Source organism: Streptomyces sp. NPDC057486 (assembly GCF_042802415.1).
Taxonomy (GTDB): domain Bacteria; phylum Actinomycetota; class Actinomycetes; order Streptomycetales; family Streptomycetaceae; genus Streptomyces; species Streptomyces yanii.
Genome location: NZ_JBHVEE010000050.1, coordinates 45,636 through 62,218, shown reverse-complemented (window position 1 = coordinate 62,218; position 16,583 = coordinate 45,636). Strand labels below are relative to the sequence as shown.

General features: G+C 70.3%; 19 protein-coding genes and 1 pseudogene. 6 read left to right on the top strand and 14 right to left on the bottom strand.

The features are described 5' to 3' along the window. Positions 1–41 precede the first annotated feature (41 nt). The 5 genes from ACFU6I_RS23440 to ACFU6I_RS23420 all read right to left on the bottom strand — a co-directional run bounded on the left by ACFU6I_RS23440 (position 42) and on the right by ACFU6I_RS23420 (position 4,089). A complete protein-coding gene (locus ACFU6I_RS23440; protein WP_384370009.1) occupies positions 42–473 on the bottom strand; it encodes a DUF3224 domain-containing protein in 432 nt (143 codons plus the stop codon). 492 nt (positions 474–965) lie between these two features. Next, a complete protein-coding gene (locus tag ACFU6I_RS23435) occupies positions 966–1,433 on the bottom strand; it encodes a MarR family winged helix-turn-helix transcriptional regulator (protein WP_384370006.1) in 468 nt (155 codons plus the stop codon). Positions 1,434–1,562: 129 nt separating this feature from the next. After that, positions 1,563–2,354, bottom strand: a complete 792-nt coding sequence (locus ACFU6I_RS23430; protein ID WP_384370003.1) for a polysaccharide deacetylase family protein — start codon at positions 2,352–2,354, stop codon at positions 1,563–1,565. Continuing rightward, positions 2,348–3,214: a DMT family transporter gene (locus ACFU6I_RS23425; protein ID WP_384370000.1), complete on the bottom strand. Its 867-nt coding sequence runs from the start codon at positions 3,212–3,214 to the stop codon at positions 2,348–2,350. Before ACFU6I_RS23425 ends, ACFU6I_RS23430 begins: the two co-directional genes overlap by 7 nt. 41 nt (positions 3,215–3,255) lie before the next feature. Continuing rightward, on the bottom strand, positions 3,256–4,089 hold the full coding sequence (locus ACFU6I_RS23420) for an SDR family NAD(P)-dependent oxidoreductase (RefSeq protein WP_384369997.1): 834 nt from the start codon (positions 4,087–4,089) through the stop codon (positions 3,256–3,258). A gap of 175 nt (positions 4,090–4,264) precedes the next feature. On the opposite strand from ACFU6I_RS23420, the gene ACFU6I_RS23415 reads away from it, so the two are divergent. Beyond that, positions 4,265–5,374: a galactosyldiacylglycerol synthase gene (locus tag ACFU6I_RS23415; protein WP_384369995.1), complete on the top strand. Its 1,110-nt coding sequence runs from the start codon at positions 4,265–4,267 to the stop codon at positions 5,372–5,374. Positions 5,375–5,536: 162 nt separating this feature from the next. Here the strand turns inward: ACFU6I_RS23415 and ACFU6I_RS23410 are convergent, their stop codons facing one another. After that, positions 5,537–6,997 (bottom strand): sulfatase-like hydrolase/transferase, encoded by a 1,461-nt coding sequence (locus ACFU6I_RS23410; RefSeq protein ID WP_384369992.1) that lies wholly within the window; start codon positions 6,995–6,997, stop codon positions 5,537–5,539. Between the two features lie 426 nt (positions 6,998–7,423). Between ACFU6I_RS23410 and ACFU6I_RS23405 the strand changes: the two genes are divergently transcribed. The 5 genes from ACFU6I_RS23405 (at position 7,424) to ACFU6I_RS23385 (ending at position 12,864) form a co-directional block, all read left to right on the top strand. Continuing rightward, positions 7,424–8,767, top strand: coding sequence for an ABC transporter substrate-binding protein (locus ACFU6I_RS23405; RefSeq protein ID WP_384369989.1), 1,344 nt, complete (start codon positions 7,424–7,426; stop codon positions 8,765–8,767). Beyond that, positions 8,764–9,726: a carbohydrate ABC transporter permease gene (locus ACFU6I_RS23400; protein ID WP_384369986.1), complete on the top strand. Its 963-nt coding sequence runs from the start codon at positions 8,764–8,766 to the stop codon at positions 9,724–9,726. Before ACFU6I_RS23405 ends, ACFU6I_RS23400 begins: the two co-directional genes overlap by 4 nt. 62 nt (positions 9,727–9,788) lie before the next feature. Continuing rightward, entirely contained in the window at positions 9,789–10,670 is an 882-nt protein-coding gene (locus tag ACFU6I_RS23395; protein WP_384369983.1) for a carbohydrate ABC transporter permease, read from the top strand. Positions 10,671–10,687: 17 nt separating this feature from the next. Further along, positions 10,688–11,836, top strand: coding sequence for a substrate-binding domain-containing protein (locus ACFU6I_RS23390; RefSeq protein ID WP_384369980.1), 1,149 nt, complete (start codon positions 10,688–10,690; stop codon positions 11,834–11,836). Continuing rightward, positions 11,833–12,864: a Gfo/Idh/MocA family protein gene (locus tag ACFU6I_RS23385; protein ID WP_384369977.1), complete on the top strand. Its 1,032-nt coding sequence runs from the start codon at positions 11,833–11,835 to the stop codon at positions 12,862–12,864. Before ACFU6I_RS23390 ends, ACFU6I_RS23385 begins: the two co-directional genes overlap by 4 nt. A gap of 158 nt (positions 12,865–13,022) precedes the next feature. Here the strand turns inward: ACFU6I_RS23385 and ACFU6I_RS23380 are convergent. The 8 genes and pseudogenes from ACFU6I_RS23380 to ACFU6I_RS23345 all read right to left on the bottom strand — a co-directional run. Then, a pseudogene (locus tag ACFU6I_RS23380) lies at positions 13,023–13,287 on the bottom strand (IMP dehydrogenase); the annotation flags it as partial. 124 nt (positions 13,288–13,411) lie between these two features. Then, positions 13,412–13,807 carry a gas vesicle protein K gene (locus tag ACFU6I_RS23375; protein ID WP_384369974.1) on the bottom strand — a complete coding sequence of 132 codons (396 nt, stop codon included), beginning with the start codon at positions 13,805–13,807 and terminating at the stop codon, positions 13,412–13,414. After that, positions 13,797–14,048, bottom strand: a complete 252-nt coding sequence (locus ACFU6I_RS23370; protein ID WP_384369971.1) for a gas vesicle protein — start codon at positions 14,046–14,048, stop codon at positions 13,797–13,799. Before ACFU6I_RS23370 ends, ACFU6I_RS23375 begins: the two co-directional genes overlap by 11 nt. Then, positions 14,045–14,860 carry a GvpL/GvpF family gas vesicle protein gene (locus ACFU6I_RS23365; protein WP_384369968.1) on the bottom strand — a complete coding sequence of 272 codons (816 nt, stop codon included), beginning with the start codon at positions 14,858–14,860 and terminating at the stop codon, positions 14,045–14,047. Before ACFU6I_RS23365 ends, ACFU6I_RS23370 begins: the two co-directional genes overlap by 4 nt. Next, positions 14,860–15,303, bottom strand: coding sequence for a gas vesicle protein (locus ACFU6I_RS23360; RefSeq protein WP_266978166.1), 444 nt, complete (start codon positions 15,301–15,303; stop codon positions 14,860–14,862). The genes ACFU6I_RS23365 and ACFU6I_RS23360 overlap by 1 nt, the downstream gene beginning before the upstream one ends. Continuing rightward, positions 15,300–15,512 carry a hypothetical protein gene (locus ACFU6I_RS23355; protein ID WP_384369965.1) on the bottom strand — a complete coding sequence of 71 codons (213 nt, stop codon included), beginning with the start codon at positions 15,510–15,512 and terminating at the stop codon, positions 15,300–15,302. Before ACFU6I_RS23355 ends, ACFU6I_RS23360 begins: the two co-directional genes overlap by 4 nt. A 96-nt stretch (positions 15,513–15,608) precedes the next feature. After that, positions 15,609–15,860: a gas vesicle protein GvpG gene (locus tag ACFU6I_RS23350; RefSeq protein ID WP_384369962.1), complete on the bottom strand. Its 252-nt coding sequence runs from the start codon at positions 15,858–15,860 to the stop codon at positions 15,609–15,611. A 9-nt stretch (positions 15,861–15,869) separates the two neighbouring features. Continuing rightward, on the bottom strand, positions 15,870–16,583 hold the full coding sequence (locus ACFU6I_RS23345; protein WP_384369959.1) for a GvpL/GvpF family gas vesicle protein: 714 nt from the start codon (positions 16,581–16,583) through the stop codon (positions 15,870–15,872).

Below are 16,583 nucleotides of genomic sequence, written 5' to 3'. Positions count from 1 at the left end.
CCCCACGGGGTGCGGGCCTCCGACGCCGGGCCCCTACGCCCTCACTCCTCGAAGTCGTAGTCCAGCGTCACAGCACAGCTCCCGTCGGGCTGAGAGGTGTACCCACCCTTGCCGGTGAGCCCCACCAGCCCCCCGGTCGCCGAACCCGGCACCACGAACCACTCCGCACGGGCCACGCCGTCCAGCCAGCTACCGGTGGCCTGGAGAACGAAGCTCCCCTTCCGTCCGCCCACGGTCCCGGTCACGGTCTGGAGCCCGACGAAGTTCGCCGTGGAGTCGGTGGGATACACCATGAGCGTTTCAGCGGCTCCCTCGCCCTCGATATCCCCGCTGAAGGCGTTGGTGAAATGGGCTTTGGTGAGCTTCGGGGTATCGGGACCCTCGGCGTAGGGCTTCTCGTCCCAGCTCGTGATCTCGTAGCTACCGGCGGCCTTGGCGGTCAACTGAGCCTCCATCGAAAGGGTGGTGGTCATTCCGACGGGTCACCCGCGGCACGTATCCGTCACCACGTCCGGCAGGCATTCCGGCTAAGCCCATCATGCGATCCATGCCGGCAAGTATGCCCATCCCCGACTGCCTGCGTGGGTGATTCAGCCACTGCTGACACGCCCTCACTGCGACCGCGACACCCGACTCGGCACGCCGGACTCCGTCGCCCGGACACGGACCGAGGCCCGGTGATGAGGTCGGCGCGGTCGAGGCCGCCCTGTTCGCGGAGGTGTCGGTGGCGCGTCCGCTCCGTCTCCGGCAGAGGGCGGCCGTGAGGGGGATGAGGCATGGCTGCCCCTTCGCGGGACGACTGCGCGCGGGGGCGCGCCGGATGGCCAGGGGCTGGTCGGAGCACGTGCGGACGGGCGGACGGCCTCGGCGTCGACCGTCCGGGGGAGCGAGGGGGGAACGTGCGTGCCGGGCCCGATCGACAGACCGGCCGGATCGCCCTGTGACCCTCGCCTTTCACATCTGTCTCAAAGGCGCGCCTTCAGGCGCGGCCACGGCCGGGCACCGAGGCGCTCGATGTCGGTGTTGAAGCGCCGCAGATAGGAAGCGAAGGCGGTGATGTCCTCTTCCGGCCAATCGGCCATCACCCGGTCCAGGGAGCGGACTATGTCCTCCCTTTCCCTGTCGAGTACGCGTGCGCCCTCGTCGGTGATACGGAACTTGCGGGCCATGCCGCCGTCGGGGTCCGGGATGCGCTCCACGAGTCCGGTGCGCCTGATCGCAGCCGTCTGCCGGTTCAGGGTGGAGGCGTCCAGTCCGAAGGCGTCGCTGAGTTCGCCGATCGACATGGGTCCCTGCATGCGAATGCGGCTGAGCAGGATGTAGGCGCTGCGCTCCAGGGCCCCGTCCTTGCGGTTTCTGCCTCGCTGGTTCACGAACGAGTGGCGACTGAGCAGCATCTGCTCGTACTCAACCTCGTGTGTTGCCCGGGCCATGCGCCTGTCGCCTCCTGCCTGTCGCCGGGCCGCTCCCGCTCTCGTCCGGCCGGCCCGCCCTGCCAGTCTCTCATAGGCGTGCACCATGCATGTAAAGTGCTTGATGCACAGCATATGTATGGTGCATAACTATCCGTGGTGCTGGATCCGGCGAAGGCGTGTGCCGGTTTCGGCGTGGCCGATGCCGTGCTCGGACAGCGGGCCGATACTCAGGCCGAGTCGACGGCATTCGGCGAGCAGGCCGGGCAACGCACTCAGCGTGGCTCGCCACGCGCCCGGCGCGCTCCATCCGTCCGCGTCGTGCAGCAGCACGGTGCCACCGCCGGTCAGACCTGCGAGGACCGCTGCCCTGACGGAGCGGGCATCGGCGTCCGCCGTCCAGTCCCACCCCCATGCCGACCACAGCACCGGTCGCAGGCCTGCGCGGCGGGCGGCAGCCAGGCGGCCGCCGGTGAGGATGCCGTAAGGCGGTCGGTACCACTGCGGGACGGTCCCGCAGATCCTCTGTACCGCGTCGGCGGTTCGCGTCACCTCCCGTACGTCGCGCAGCGGTGTGGGGAACCAGGGGCGCCCGTGATGCCAGCCGTGCACCGCGACCTCGTGACCACCCGCCGCAAGTGCCCGGCCGAGGGCGGGATGACGTTCCAGCGAATCACCGACGACGAAGAAGGTGGCCCGCACCCGGTATTCGTCCAGGACACGCAGGAAGTGCGGCGTGCTGGCCGGGTCCGGCCCGTCGTCGAAGGTCAGTGCCACGTGAGAGGGATGGCCGCGGCCGTCCAGGGCGGGGCTGAGAATCCTCCGTACGGGTGGCAGCCAGGTGGCGGCGGGCCCCATGTGCCACGCGGCAGCCACACCCAGAGCGCCGACCACCGCGCCGGACGACACCGCCGTCCGCCCTGCGGCGGAGAGTCCTACCATCGCTGTTCGTCCTTTCCGGAGACCACCGGGGAACTGCTCAGATGCACGCTGGCGAACGCGATGAGCCCGAGCGCCGCAGCCTCCGGCAGCACCCGCCAGCCCAGTTCGATCCGCTCCTCGAACAGCAGGACGCCCAGAACGACGCTCAGCAACGAGTCGCCGAGAGTGAGCGCGGGCTGCGACGCGGCGAGCGAGCCCGCCCGCAACGTGGCTTGCAGCAGCAGGAACGAGCCCAGGCCGACGGCCGCGGCCGCGTAGATCTGCCACGTGGTGAACACCGCCCCGACTCCGCCGGACAGCAGACCGAGCGTGTCCTTGATCAGCGCCGCGGTGAAGGAGAAGCCGATGGCGGTCGCCGACCCCAGCACCGCGGCACGGGCGGAGCCCCGCAACCCGATTCCCACCGTGATCAGCGCGATCGACACGGCGGCGGTGGGCGCAGCGCTGAGCAGCCACCTCTTCGGCGGCACGGTCTCCATGCCGCCGGTCGGACCGGCCAGCAGGAGAAAGGCCGCCAGGCCCAACGCCATACCGAGGAACGCCCCCCAGGTCCGCGCCCCGGGCGGCCGCCGGAAGACGGCCGCAGCCAGCACCGACGTGAACAACAGCTCCGTCGTCATCACCGGCTGCACCACGGCCAGCGGTCCGGTCGCCAGGGCCAGGGCCTGCGCCAACCCCGAGACGAGCAGCAGTCCCGCCCCCCAGCGCCAGGCCGGCCGGCGGACGAAGCTCAGGCTCCCGAGGCGATGGCTGCCCGTGCGGCCGGGCAGGTCCGCCGCCGCAGCGCGGCGCTGCAACACGGAGGCCGCCGCGTTCCCGAGCGCGGCGAGCAGCGCCAGCACCACGGAGACGATGATCACGTGTCACCCACCCTGCCCGCGTGTCCATTGCCGGGGCCCGCTCAGCCGAACCGCATGGCCAGCTTGCGGAAGAGTTGCGGAGCCATGCCCTGGAGCCTGCCCGGCACGCCCAGCCAGCGCGGCACGGTGATCTCGTCCCGGCGACCGACGAGCGCCTTCTCGACCGCTGCCGCGACCCGCCCGGCGGGTACCGGCCGTGGCCAGGAGCGCGTGTACGGGGTGCCGCGGCGGGTGAAGAACGGCGTGTCCACGGGACCTGGCAGCACCAGGCAGACGTGGACGCCTGTGCCCTGGAGCTCATGGCGCAGGCTCTCCGTGAACGCGATCAGCGCGCCCTTCGTCGCCGCGTAGACCGCCTCGTCCCGTACACCGAACCGGCCGGCGACAGAGCCGATCAGCACCAGCCGGCCCGAACCGCGGGACACCATCTGCGGCAGCACCAGGCGGACGAGGTGGAGTACGGCGCAGACGTTGACACTCACCAGACGGTCCACCGTGCCGGGCGGCATGTCGGTGTACGGGCCCGCCCAGCCGAGCCCCGCTCCGGCGACGAGCACGTCGACTCTTCCGCTGTGCGCCAGTGCCGCCTCGGCCAGCTTGCGGCAGCCCTCCTCGGAGGCCAGGTCCATCGGCAGCGCGGTACCGGCGGTGCGGGCGGCGACACTGCCGAGCCGGCTCTCGTCCCGCCCGTTGAGCAGCAGCTCCCATCGCCCGCCTGCCGCGAGCCGTGACGCGACTTCGGCGCCGATACCGGACGAGGCCCCGGTGATCAACACGACCGGCCGCGGGCCGGGGGCGGGCGGACCGGCCGCAACCGACTGCGTGGCGTCGGTCCCGGTCGCGGGGGTGCCGTGGGCTGGGTGGCTCTTGCGCATGGGCTTCCGTCCTCCGGGGCCGCCGACATCCTGATGGAGCACCAGCCTGCAGCGGCCCGTAGCGAGTCATCCTTCATGCAACCAGCCCACCGGCGAACGCGCTCGACCGCACCTGGGCTAATGGGCCGTCCGCCCGGGGCTGGCGCACCGGCCGCGATGCGAGGAATATCCAAGAATGGGACGCCGGATTCTGATCGTCAGCGCGAGCATGGGCGCCGGACACGACGCCGTGGCCGCCGAACTGGCCGGGCGGCTGCGGGCCGACGGCCACCTGACCGCACGTGTGGACCTCCTCGACATTCTGCCCCCAGGTGCCGGGCGCGGGCTGCGCGCCGCATACCGCACGGCGCTCCGCCACTGCCCAGGGGCCTACGCGGCGGTCTACTCGGCATTCTTCCGCGACCGCGGAGACCGGCGCGACCGGAACGGCTGGGCGCCGAGCGCCGGGCCGCTGGCCGCAGCCCTGGAGCCACGCCTGCGCGACATCGTCGAGCGCTGGCGCCCGGATGCGCTCGTCTCCACCTTCCACCAGGCTGCTCAGGTCACAGGGCGGCTGCGCGCCCAGGGCGGTGACTGCCCGCCCAGCACGGTCGTGGTCACCGACTTCGCCGTGCATCGGCAGTGGCTCCATCCCGGCAACGACCTGCACCTGTGCCTGACCGAGGCCGCCGCGGCACGCGTCCGTGCCAGGATCGGACGCCCGGCGGAGGTGTGCGGCCCGGTCGTGCCCGGGGCCTTCGCCGCGGCCGCCCAGGAGAATGCGGGCGGGCGGCCGTCGCGCTGGGTGCGGGAGTTCGGGCGGCGCGGCCCCGGCCGGCCTGCGGTGCTGCTCTCGGCCGGGGCCTGGGGCGTGGGACAGGGGCTGACCGCCACCGCGCTCCTGCTCGCCGACGCAGGCCACCTTCCGGTGCTGCTGTGCGGCAAGGACGAACGACTGCGGACCCGCGCCGCGATGCTTCCCGGCGTCCTGGCGCTGGGCTGGGTCGAGGACCTGCCTGAGCTCATGGCGGCATCGAGTGCCCTGGTGGACAACGCCGCGGGGCAGACGGCCGTGCAGGCCCTCGCCGCCGGCGTACCGGTCGTCGGATACCGGCCGATCCCCGGCCACGGCGCCGAGGGCGTCGGTGAGATGGCCGCCGCGGGCCTCACCGAACACGCTGCCGACACGATCGGGCTGCTCAGCTCGCTGGACCGGCTGTTGCGCCCCGGTCCCGACCGGGACCGACGGATCGCCGCCGGGCAGGCCGTCTTCACCGCGGACGCGGCCGAACTGGTCGCCTGGTGAGCCCGAGGGGAGAAGTACGGCAACCGGAGGAACGACTGCAACCGGCCGCGGATGTGGGCCGCCGACGGTCCCTGGCTGCGCACGTCACCGCGCTGGTGGATCAGGCCGAGACGGACGAGGATCTGAACCGGGTCGTCGCGGTGGATTCCACAATCCTGCGGGTCAGGAGGTGCCCGCCGGTGTCGGTGGAGCACTGCCGGCAGGGGGCGGCTCGAAGGCGGTCGGGAGTGTGCCGGGGGTGACCGGGGTCCGTTGGCCCGATCCGGTGACCGGGAGGCGGGCGCCGTCGAGGGCCGGGTCCACGTATTCGGCGAACCAGGCGTCGAGCCGGGTGGCGAGTTCGGTGCGGACAGCCGTGTGGAGCGGTGCGTCGGCGAGGTTGTGCTCCTCGCCCGGATCGTGGACCAAGTCGTACAGCTCGTGCGGGCCGTGCGGGTAGCGGTGGACGTATTTCCAGTCCCGGGTGCGGATCATGCGTACCGGCCCGTACTCGTCGTAGACGACGATCCGCTCCCGTTCGGCGCCGTCGCCGTCGTCCGTACCGGTCAGGATGTCCGCGAAGGACCGGCCCGGCAGCCGGGGGTCGGGGTGGTGGTCGAGCCCGAGGTGGTCGACGAGCGTCGGCAGGACGTCGTACTGCGACAGCAGGGCGTCGCAGTGGCGCCCGGAAGGGATGCGGCCGGGCTGGGAGATCAGACAGGGCACGAGGACCGAACTGTCGTACATGTTCTGCGGGAACGTGCCGTTGCCCTTGCCCCAGATGCCGTGGTGTCCGGCATTGAAGCCGTTGTCGCTGGTGAAGATCACGAGGGTGGATCCGGTGAGGCCGAGCGTGTCGAGCCGGTCCAGGACCCGGCCGATGGCCGCGTCCATGGCGGTCGTGGCGGCGAAGTAGCCGATCAGGGCCTGCCGGGTGTCGCTCTCGCCGCCGACCGGTGAGCCGTCCTCGGCCAGCGGCTGCCATGGGTGCGCAGGTCCTTGCGGACAGCTGTCGAAGGCGCAGTTCTCGTACAACTCGGTGTACTGGTGCGGATGTTGTCCGTGCCACGGCTTGTGGGGCGCGGTGAAGTGCAGGGAGAGATGGAAGGGCTCGGGCCGCTCGGACTCGGATGTGAGGAACTGATCGGCGTCGGCGGCGAGCGCGTCGGTGAGATAGCCCGGCTCCTCGGCCCGTGTTCCGTCGCGGTACATCGGCGCCCCGTAGTACGGGCCGCCGCCGCTCTCATGGGCGTACCAGTGGACGAAGCCCTTGCGGGGACGGTCGTTGGCGCCCAGATGCCACTTGCCGCTGAGACCGAGCCGGTATCCGGCGTCCGCGAGCAGATCGGTGAAGAGCGTCCGTCCGGAGAGGAAGTCGATGCCCGTCCGCCCGGCGTGATGGTACGAGAGCCAGTCGTGGACCCCGTGCTGGGAGGGCAGTTCCCCGGTGAACAGGGAGGCGCGGGCCGGCGAGCAGACCGGTGAGGTGCAGAAGAAGCGGCTGAAGCGGATCCCCCGGGCCGCCAGGGCGTCCAGGTGCGGGGTGTGGATCTCGTCGTTGCCCGCGCACCCCATCGCCCACGGCCCTTGGTCGTCGGAGAGGATGAGCAGGACGTTGGGACGGTCCGGGTCGCGGCTGGCCAAGGGTTCCTCCTCGAACGGTGGCCGGTGAGGCCGGGACGGGCAGGACGCATGCGGAGGGCGTCCGCCGCGGCGTGGGCACGGGCTCCGCCGTGGCGGGGCCGGGGACGTCGCCCGCCGTCGGCCCGTATGAGCTGTCTGCGCTGCGCGAGAGCGAGCGTCTCGTGCATGTCCCGAGCCTGTGGGTGGGCCGCCCATCGAGTCAACTGCTCATGACGTAATGAATCACCTATGAATGATCCGGGTGCCTGGTGATCGGTAGTGGCACGGGTGCCGCCTTCGATTCCGATGCCCTGAGAAAGCCCGTCCAGTCGCTCATTCATTGGTAATTCATATGCTCAAACAGCAATTGACTGCTCTATGAATGGCTGGAAATCATAGGCCCAATCCCTCCGGCCCCGCCTCAGACCGCAGTCTCCGAGGAGAGCTATGCCCAACGACAGACAGCCCGCCGGCTCTGCCCGCATCTCGCGCCGAGCCGTTCTCACCGCCGCCCTGGCCGCCTCCGTCGGTCTCACGGCAGCCGCCTGTGCGCCCGGTGCGTCATCCACCGGGGGTGGCGGTGACTCGTTCACGTACTGGTCCATGTGGAAGCAGAACGAGCCGCAGGCCAAGGTGCTGCAGGCGGCGATCACCCGGTTCACCGAGGACACCGGCATCAAGGTCAGCATCCAGTGGAAGGGACGGCAGGTCATCCAGCAGTTGGCGCCCACTCTGAACACCGCCAACGTCCCGGCCGACCTCGTCGACTCCGCGGACCGCTTCGCCTACGCGCAGCTCCAGGCCACCGGTCAGGCGCTCGACCTCACCCCCCTGCTGAGCGAGGCGATACCGGGGGAGAGCGGCAACACCGTCGGCAGCGTCGTCCCGGCCCGCTACCGGGACCTGAACACCACCGACGGCACCCTCTGGCAGATTCCGTACGAGGTGCTCACCACCCAGATCTGGTACGACGGGAAGGCCCTGCCCGACGTGGCCGCCAACCCGCCCGCCACCTGGGAGGAGTTCACCGAACTGCTGGCCGGGCGGAAGAAGGCCCTCGGTGACGGTCCGCTGGCACTCGACGGGGACATCTCCGACTACGCCGCCTACTGGACCTACTACGCCGTCCTGCGCGGACTGGGCCCCGGAGCCTTCGGCAAGGCGGCCATCGACAGGACCGGAGCCGCGTTCGAGGCGGACGGCTTCGTCGACGCGCTCCGGCACATCGAGAAACTGATCGGCGCCGGCGACTTCACGTCGGGGTACGACGGATCCAAGTGGCCCGCCGTGCAGCAGAAGTGGGCCAAGGGGAAGTCCGACTTCCTGCTGCTGGGCACCTTCGCGCCCAGCGAGACAGCCGAGTTCGCCTCCCCCGGCTTCCGCTACCGGTCCTTCCCCTTCCCGGCGTTCACCAGCGGCGGCGAGACGGCCCAGGACATCTCGCTCATCGGCTTCTCCATCCCCAAGAAGGCCAGGAACAGCGCCGCCGCGCAGAAGTTCATCGCCTACTTCCTCGCCAAGCGCCAACTGTCGGGCATCTCCGGCCAGGCCAAGAACATCACCCCGCGCTCCGACATCGCCGCCCCTGCCGAGCTGGCCGACGCCCAGAAGGCCCTCGCCTCCGGCACCATCGTGAAGACCCTGGACGGCGTCAAGGAAACCGCCGCAGAGTGGTACACCAAGGTCTTCCAGCCGCTGAACACCAGCTTCATCACCGGTCACCTCACCGCCGAGGCCTTCGCCGGCAAGCTCAAGTCCGCGTCCGCCGCCCACTGGAAGACCGCCTCGTGACGGCCGACGCCGCCACCGGAGACCTGCGTACCCGCCGACGTGCGTCCGTCTCGCGGACGGACGCACGTCCCAGCCCGCTCGCCGCCCGGCGCCGCCGGCTGTTCTGGCCGCTCCTCGTGCCGGCGGTCGTGGTCTACCTCGTCTTCTTCGCCGGCCCCTCCCTGTACACGGTGTGGCTCAGCTTCAACGAATGGGGCGGAGCCGGTCCCATGAGCTTCGTCGGGATCGACAACTACCGGCGCCTGCTGGAGGATCCGGCCTTCCAGCAGTCCTTCACCAACACCCTGTGGATCATCCTCGGCGTCGGCGGACTGACCTTCCTGGTCTCGTTCGCGCTGACCATGGTGCTGCGCGACATGAAGGGCCGCAAGGCCGCCCGGTCCATTCTCTTCTTCCCCAACATCGTTCCCAGCATCGCCCTGTCGATCCTGTGGGGATTCCTCTTCCAGCACGACGGACTCGCCGACGCCCTCGTCGGGGCGCTGGGGATGGAGCACCCGCCGAACTGGCTGGGGCAGAGCACCATCTTCCGGGTCATCATGATCGGCCTGGTGTGGACCTCGACCGGCTTCTACACCACCATCCTGATGGCCGCCGTCGACCAGATACCGCCCGAGCTCTACGAGGACTGCGACCTCGCCGGAGCCAACGCCTTCCAGAAGTTCCGCCATGTGACCCTGCCGCTGATGTGGGACGTGGTCGGCGTCTGCGCGGTCCTCTGGACCATCAGCGCCGTCAAGGTCTTCGAGTTCATCTACGCCTTCGCCGGTGCGGCGGGCCAGATGCCCGACACCGGTGTGTGGAACACCGCCCTCTACACCTACGGCGAGGCCTTCGCCTCCGGCGGCATACCGCGCTACGGATCCGCCGCGGCGAGTGCCGTGGTCATGGTCACCCTGGTCGGCGCCCTCGTCGTGCTCATCCGGCGCGTCATGCGGCGCGACACCGTGCAGTTCTGACCGTCCGGGGGCGCCCCCTGCGCAGCCCGTCGTTTCCCGAGAACCCAGGAGGCCCCGCCGCCATGGCCGTCATCACCTCCGGTCGCCCGTCCGGCCGCCTCGCTCGCCTGCGCGGCCGACTCACCACCACACGTGTCCTCGGAGTGCCCCTGGTCTGGGCCTTCGCAGGCTTCAACATCCTCACCGGACTGTGGCTGCTCCTGTCGTCGCTGAAGAGCGCGAGCGAGATCTTCAGCTCCCCGTGGGAGCTGCCGCAGGCCCTGCACTGGGACAACTACGCACGGGCCTGGACCGGGGGCCTCTTCGGACAGGCCGCCCTCAACACCCTGGTCGTCGTGGCCGGCACCGCGGTGGGCACCCTCGTCCTCGCCGCGCCCGCCGCGTACGTCCTCAGCCGCGTCACCACCCGCCTCAACGGCGGCTTCGTCCTCTTCTTCGCCCTGGGCCTCGGCATCCCCGCCCAGGTGGTGATGCTGCCGCTGTTCGTGGTCATGAACAAGCTGCTCCTGGTCGACAGTCTCTTCGGACTCGTCGTGGTCTACGTGGCGACCTCACTGCCCTTCGCCGTGTTCTTCCTCACCGGGTTCTTCTCGACACTCCCGGTGGAACTGGAAGAAGCGGCCGCGCTGGACGGGGCTTCCGCGTTCCGCACCTTCTGGCAGGTGATGCTGCCGCTGGCCCGAGGCGGACTGGTCACCGTCCTGATCCTCAACATCATCCAGCACTGGGGCGAGACCGTCTTCGCGCTGGTCTTCATCCAGAACACCGATCACCAGACCCTCTCCCTCGCCCTTCTCGGCTTCCTCCAACAGATGCAGTACAACGGCGCCGACTGGGGCGGCCTGTTCGCCGGCGTGGCCGTGGTCGTCCTGCCGGTGCTCGCCTGCTACGTATGGCTCGGCCGCCGGATCATCGAAGGCATGACCGTCGGCTCCGTCAAATGACAGGCAGAGGAGACGTCATGGCCGACCGGCCGCATCCGTCGAGGGCACAGATCGCCGAAGGCACGAAAGACCTGAAGTTCCGCCAACTCGCCCACGAACTACGCCAACAGGTCCGGGACGGCGTCTGGCCCGTCGGTGGTCGACTGCCCACGGAGAAGCAACTCGCCCTCAACAGCGGCACATCCGTCAGCACCGTACGGCGCGCGGTCGACGAACTCATCGCAGAAGGACTCGTCGTCCGACGCCAGGGATCGGGCACCTTCGTCCTGCCGCCCGACGCCCCCGGCACCGGCCGCGCCCTGATCGGCGTCCTCGTCCCCGACACCACCTTCTACTACCCCCAGATCCTCCAAGGCATCGAGGAAGGACTGTCCACCGCCGGTGCGCGGCTGCTCCTCACCTGCTCCGGTTACGACCAGGAGCGCGAGGCCCGCGACGTGCAGGACATGCTCGACGCCGGCACCGACGGGCTGCTGCTCGTGCCCACGCTCACCGGGCCCGAACCGGCGGACCGGTACCTCGCGCGCCTTGCCGCACTTCCCGTGCCGGCCGTCCTGGTCGAGCGCCGGAGCACCTCCCTGAGCGACACCAACGAGTACGTCTGCACCCACCACGAGGCCGGCGCCTACGACGCCGTCCGGCATCTCGCCGGACTGGGGCACCGGTCCATCGGCCTCGTGCTGCGCGCGCCGAGCCCCACTGCACCTCCGGTGATCGAGGGCTACCGGCAAGCGGTGCACGAACTGGGCTGTTCCGCAGCCGAGTTCCGTGCCACCCGGCAGGAATGGAGTCCGGCCGCTGCCGACCGCTGCCTCGCCGTGCTGCGGGAGGCGGGCGTCACCGCAGCCGTGTGCTTCGGCGACCGGCAGGCCGCGCTCCTGGAAGGCGCCGCCCGCCGGTCCGGGCTCACCGTCCCCGACGATCTCGCCCTGGTCGCGTACGACGACGAGATCGCCGACCTCGCCGACATTCCGCTCACCGCGGTCGCACCACCCAAACACCTGCTGGGCAGGACGGCCGCCGAGACGCTGCTGCGGCGGCTGGGAGAACCCGGACTGGCCCGCCATCGCATCATGCTGCGTCCCAGCATCACCGTCCGCCAGTCCTGCGGGGCGGGGACGACCGACATTGGCACCACACCGAAGCAACAGGAGATCACCTCGTGACGGACATACGGCTCGGCCTGATCGGAGCAGGCGCGGTCGCCGCCCTGCACGCGCAGGCCGCCCAAGGCATCGCCGGCGTGCGGGTCACCGCTGTCTGCGACCTCGTAGCGGCCACGGCACGGAGAGTCGCCGGGCCTCTGGGAGCAGCCGAGTTCACCGACCACCGTGCGCTGATCGCCTCCGGGACGGTCGACGCCGTCGTGGTCAACACGCCGCACGCCCTGCACACCGCGATCGTCACCGACTGTGCGGCGGCCGGACTGCACGTCCTGGTCGAGAAGCCCATGGCCACCACCTCCACGGACTGCGAGGTCATGGACCGCGCCTGTCAGGACGCCGGCGTCGCGCTCTTCGTGGGACACATCCAGCACTTCCTGCCGCCGATGGTGGCCGCCAAGGCCGCGCTCGACGCGGGCGCCATCGGTTCCCTGCTGGCCGTCAGCGACTGGCGCAGCACCGACTACCGGCCCGGGAGCCGCCCTGCCTGGTTCTTCGATCCGGCCGTGTCCGGCGGTGGCGTCTTCATCAACATCGGCACCCACTGTGTGGACCGATTGCTGTGGCTGGCCGGACGGCGGGTCCTCGCGGTCAGCGCCACCGCCGCACACCGGGCGAACACGCCTGCAGGCATCGAGACCGACGTCCTGGCCCGCCTGGAGCTTGAGGACGGTCTCGTCGGGCACATCGGCATCACCAGCACCGGGCTGCCCGCCCGTGACGAACTCATAGTGATCGGCGAACGCGGCGCCATCCGGGTCGCCCGCGGCTCCGGCGCGACCCTGCACCCGGACTGCGGCCCCGGCGCGGGCGGCTCCACCGTCCTGGCCGCGGAGTCCGACGACGACATTCCCCGGGCCTTCGGCGACCAGCTGGCCGCGTTCGCGGCCGCGGTGCGTGGACAGCAGCCTCCAGCCGTCACCGCCGAGTACGGGCGGCAGGTCATCGAGGTCGTCGAAGCCACCTACCGGTCCAGCGCCGCCGGAGAGCGCGTCGCTCTGACTGCCGGGCTGGGAGCGTCCCGCGCCTGAGCGCCGGGCCGACGCGTTCCCTCAGGCCGCGCTCAGCGCCCCCGACTGCCCGGAGACGTCCGGGCAGGTGGTCGCGGCCGGGGGACGCACCGACGCTTGCCACCGCTGCGGTGTGCCGCCGACGCGGGCCACGCCCGCGTCGGCGGCACGGGGGCGCGTCAGGGACGCAGCAGTGCCTTGACGGTGCGGCGCCCGTCCGTGGCGTGGCAGCCCTCGGCGACCTCGTCGCGGGGCAGCATCAGGCCGGATACCTTGCCCGGGTCGATACGTCCGGGACCCGGTCGACGAGGCCGGGCAGGAAGCGGTGCACGGGCGCAGGGCCGCCGCGCAGTCCGGCGTGCGGTAGAACAGTTGCTCGATGTCGATCGCCACGCCGTGCGGGACGCAGACGAAGCCGGTGTCCCCGGCGGGGCGCCCGTCGTGCGGACCACAGTGATCATGGGCTGGCCACCGCGCGACGGCGCACGCCGGGAGGGCCGAGCGAAGCAAAGGTGCAGGTCCGGCCGGGACCGAACTGCCGCATGCCCGTTCATCGTGGTGCGAGTGGCTATTCCGAGGGGGGCAGTAGGGTCCCCAAGGGGCCGAGGTCGAGGTTGAGCTCCTCCATGGTCAGGTCGTAACGGGCGCACAGCTCGTTCATACGGTCGTGGAGGATCAGAAGAGTGGCCCCGAGGCGTTCCTCCTCTTCCTCGGTGAGATCTCCCTCGTCGACGCGGTGCAGAGCCTGGCGCTCCATGAGCTGTCGCAGGAGTTCGACGAGGGTGAGGACGAGTTTGACCAGGTCACGCTCCACGGTGTCCGGTTCCGCGACGATCCGGCGTGTCGTCCTGTGCGCCGGGGGTTTCTCGTCCTGGGACGTGGCGGGCAGCAGACGGAAGGCCCGCGTGGCCGCGTCGGCGACCTCGTCGAAGCGACGTCCGGGCCCGCGGTCCTCATTCGGCATGGTCGTCTCGCGGCTGTGGTGCGTCCTCCGCCCAGGGCGACGGGTTCTGCGCGGTGATGGAGACGATGAGCGCTCGCAGGGAGACACGCACAAGGTCGATGCCTGCGATCGACAGCGTGATGTCACCGGTGAGGACCACGCCACCGCTGAGGAGACGGTCCAGCAGGTCGATGAGGGCTATCTGCCGGCCGGGCAGCGGTTCCCTCGCGGCTTCCACGGGCAGCCGGGCAGCGCCGGTCACGGTGACGCCGTCCCCTCCGCGGGTTCGGCATGGGGCGGCGAGGCGAAGGAGTAGGGCGCCCAGGGGCCGGTGACCTCGACGCGCACCGAGTCCAGGCCTTCGGCCGCTCGCATGACGTCGGAGAAGAACGCGTCAGCGTGCTCCGCCGGTACGAGGTACGCGTCGTTGACGACGTTCTCCCCGGACCCGACCGCGAGTTCGCCCTGCTGGAGCCTGTGCCGGGCCCGGTCCACCGCATGGATGCCGGCCGCGGCTTCGACGTTCTCGGCCGCCTGTTCGGCTGCCCGGTAGGCGTCTTCCTGCGTATGCCGTTGTGCTCGGCGACTGCGCAGATAGGCGCGCCCGGGGCTGAGACCGGGCGCCGGAGCTGCATCTGTCCGGGCGGCGGTGACCGATATGGGTTCGACGTAGATTTTGACGCCCCACTCGACGTGCGCCGCCAAGCGGGACAGCTGGTCGCTGAACGTGTCCTGGCAGGCGTCGAGCGTCATGGCGACCCGCTCGTCGTCGAGATACACGGTCGCGAGCCGCAGCGGAAGCACAGTGGTGCGGGCGGACAATGCCTCAACCACGCTGTGGTGGGCCCTGGCCACCGCCTCAAGCCAGTCCAGGTCCTCAAGATGCCGCTTGAGGGCGTCCTCCTGAAAGTCCTCGGGCGGTACAGGGCTCACCACCGCCGCAACGTCACCGCCATGCCGACCGTGGACCAGGTGCACCGGGGCTCGCGCCACGCCTTGAAGGCCGGCGAGGACATCCGGCAGTCCATCGGCGTCGCGCACCACGGCATACGTGTAACTGATCGGCTCGGTCATCACTCGTCCCGCTTCTTGGGGCGAACCTTGGCCGACTGCCGGCGCTGCGGCGTCGCATGCGGCGGCTTCTCGGTCACGGAACGGCGCTCTTCGGCCGACGGAAGCTCCGCGTCCTCGCGCAGAGCTTCGATCTCCGCGCGCAGGCGCTTGTTCTCCTCTGCCAGTTCGCGACTGCCGTTCGCGCGGGAGGACAGTGAGGGATCGTGCTCCCACCAGTCGATTCCCATCTCCTTGGCCTTGTCCACGGACGCGACGAGCAGACGGAGCTTGATGGTGAGCAGTTCGATGTCGAGAAGGTTGATCTGTATGTCGCCCGCGATGACGATGCCTTTGTCGAGTACCCGCTCCAGAATGTCGGCGAGGTTGGCGGAGGACCCCTGGGCGTACTGCGGGGACGACCTGTATGGGAGGGAGCCAAACCTGCTGGCAACGGGTTCTGTCACGGCCTATCGACCTCGGTCTCCTGGATTCCGGCGCCCGGAAGCAGAACTACGGCGCGGGCATTCATCAGGTCCACCCCGGGCTGAAGGCCGGGCGAGACCGCGTTGCCGCCCGCGTGGAACAGGTCCTTGAGCGGCTGCTCGTCGACATGGGCGCGGACGAGCCCGGCCCGCGTCGGTGAGCCGCTGCAGGCTTCCTGCCGGCGAGACACAGGGCGACGGGCCAGCCGATCTTGTCCGGCGGCCCGGTGCCCCGTGGCCTCCCGGCAGTGCGCCTGTCCTCGCATTCGTCGTTGCCGAAATCTCGGTCATGTCCTGCGGATCTCCTGATGCGCTTTGATCTCGTCGAGCCGGTCGAGCAGCTCGTCCTCGCGCCGGTCGAACGTCTCCTCGTCGATCGCTCCTGACAGGAGCGCCTTCTCCAGCTCCGCGAGCTCCCGCTCGACAGGCCCCGGGTCGTAGTACTCCCGCTCCGCAGCCTCCACGACACGCTCCACGACCCAGCCCACGCCGCGCACGGGTGCCAGCGGGAGAGTGAGGATCTGGGAGAACAGGCCCATGAGTGCTCCCTACACGAAGCTGTACGGCGGCAGCGGGCCACGCAGCCGCCAGTCGAATTCCTCGCCCAGTTCGGCAGCGAGATTCTTCTCCGTGGCCGTGAACCGATCCTCCCGGCGTCGATCCACCAGGAAGGAGACGTTCAGGAAGTCGTTGCCGGCCGTCTGTGAGGCCCGCTCATCGCGGGCGAGGGGGCGCAACGCCTCGATGACAGCGGCCGCCAGTGCCTCCTGGCGGGCCTGGACCTCGTTCGCCACGAGCTCACCCAACGCGAGCGGCAGGTCGGGGTTGTTGTGGCCGGCCCGGATGTCGTCGTTGAGTCTGCGGGCCTCCGGCGACTCCTGGAGGATTTGGCGCAGCAGCGCGTCTTCGTCCTGTGCCGCCTTCAGGTGGTACTCGGCGCACCCGTCCAGCGCGGCCAGCCGTTCCGTGTACCGCTCGGCGTTCTCCTCGAGCACGGCCCGCACCGCGTCGTCATCAGGGGCCAGCAGACCGAATCGCAGAGGCAGTACGGTGCCGTCGGCCATCAGCCGCTCCTGGACCGCCTGGTGCGCACCGACGTCCCGGCGTTTGGCGCGCAGCCCCTCCGGAGCGTCACTGACGACTGCGCTGAGGATTCCGCCCTGCACCGTACGCAGTTGCGTGGGAGGGTCACCCACGCCGTTCAGATCGTCCAGGCGCAGCGGATGCGTGGCCGCCGTTATGGCGTACACATACACGGCCAT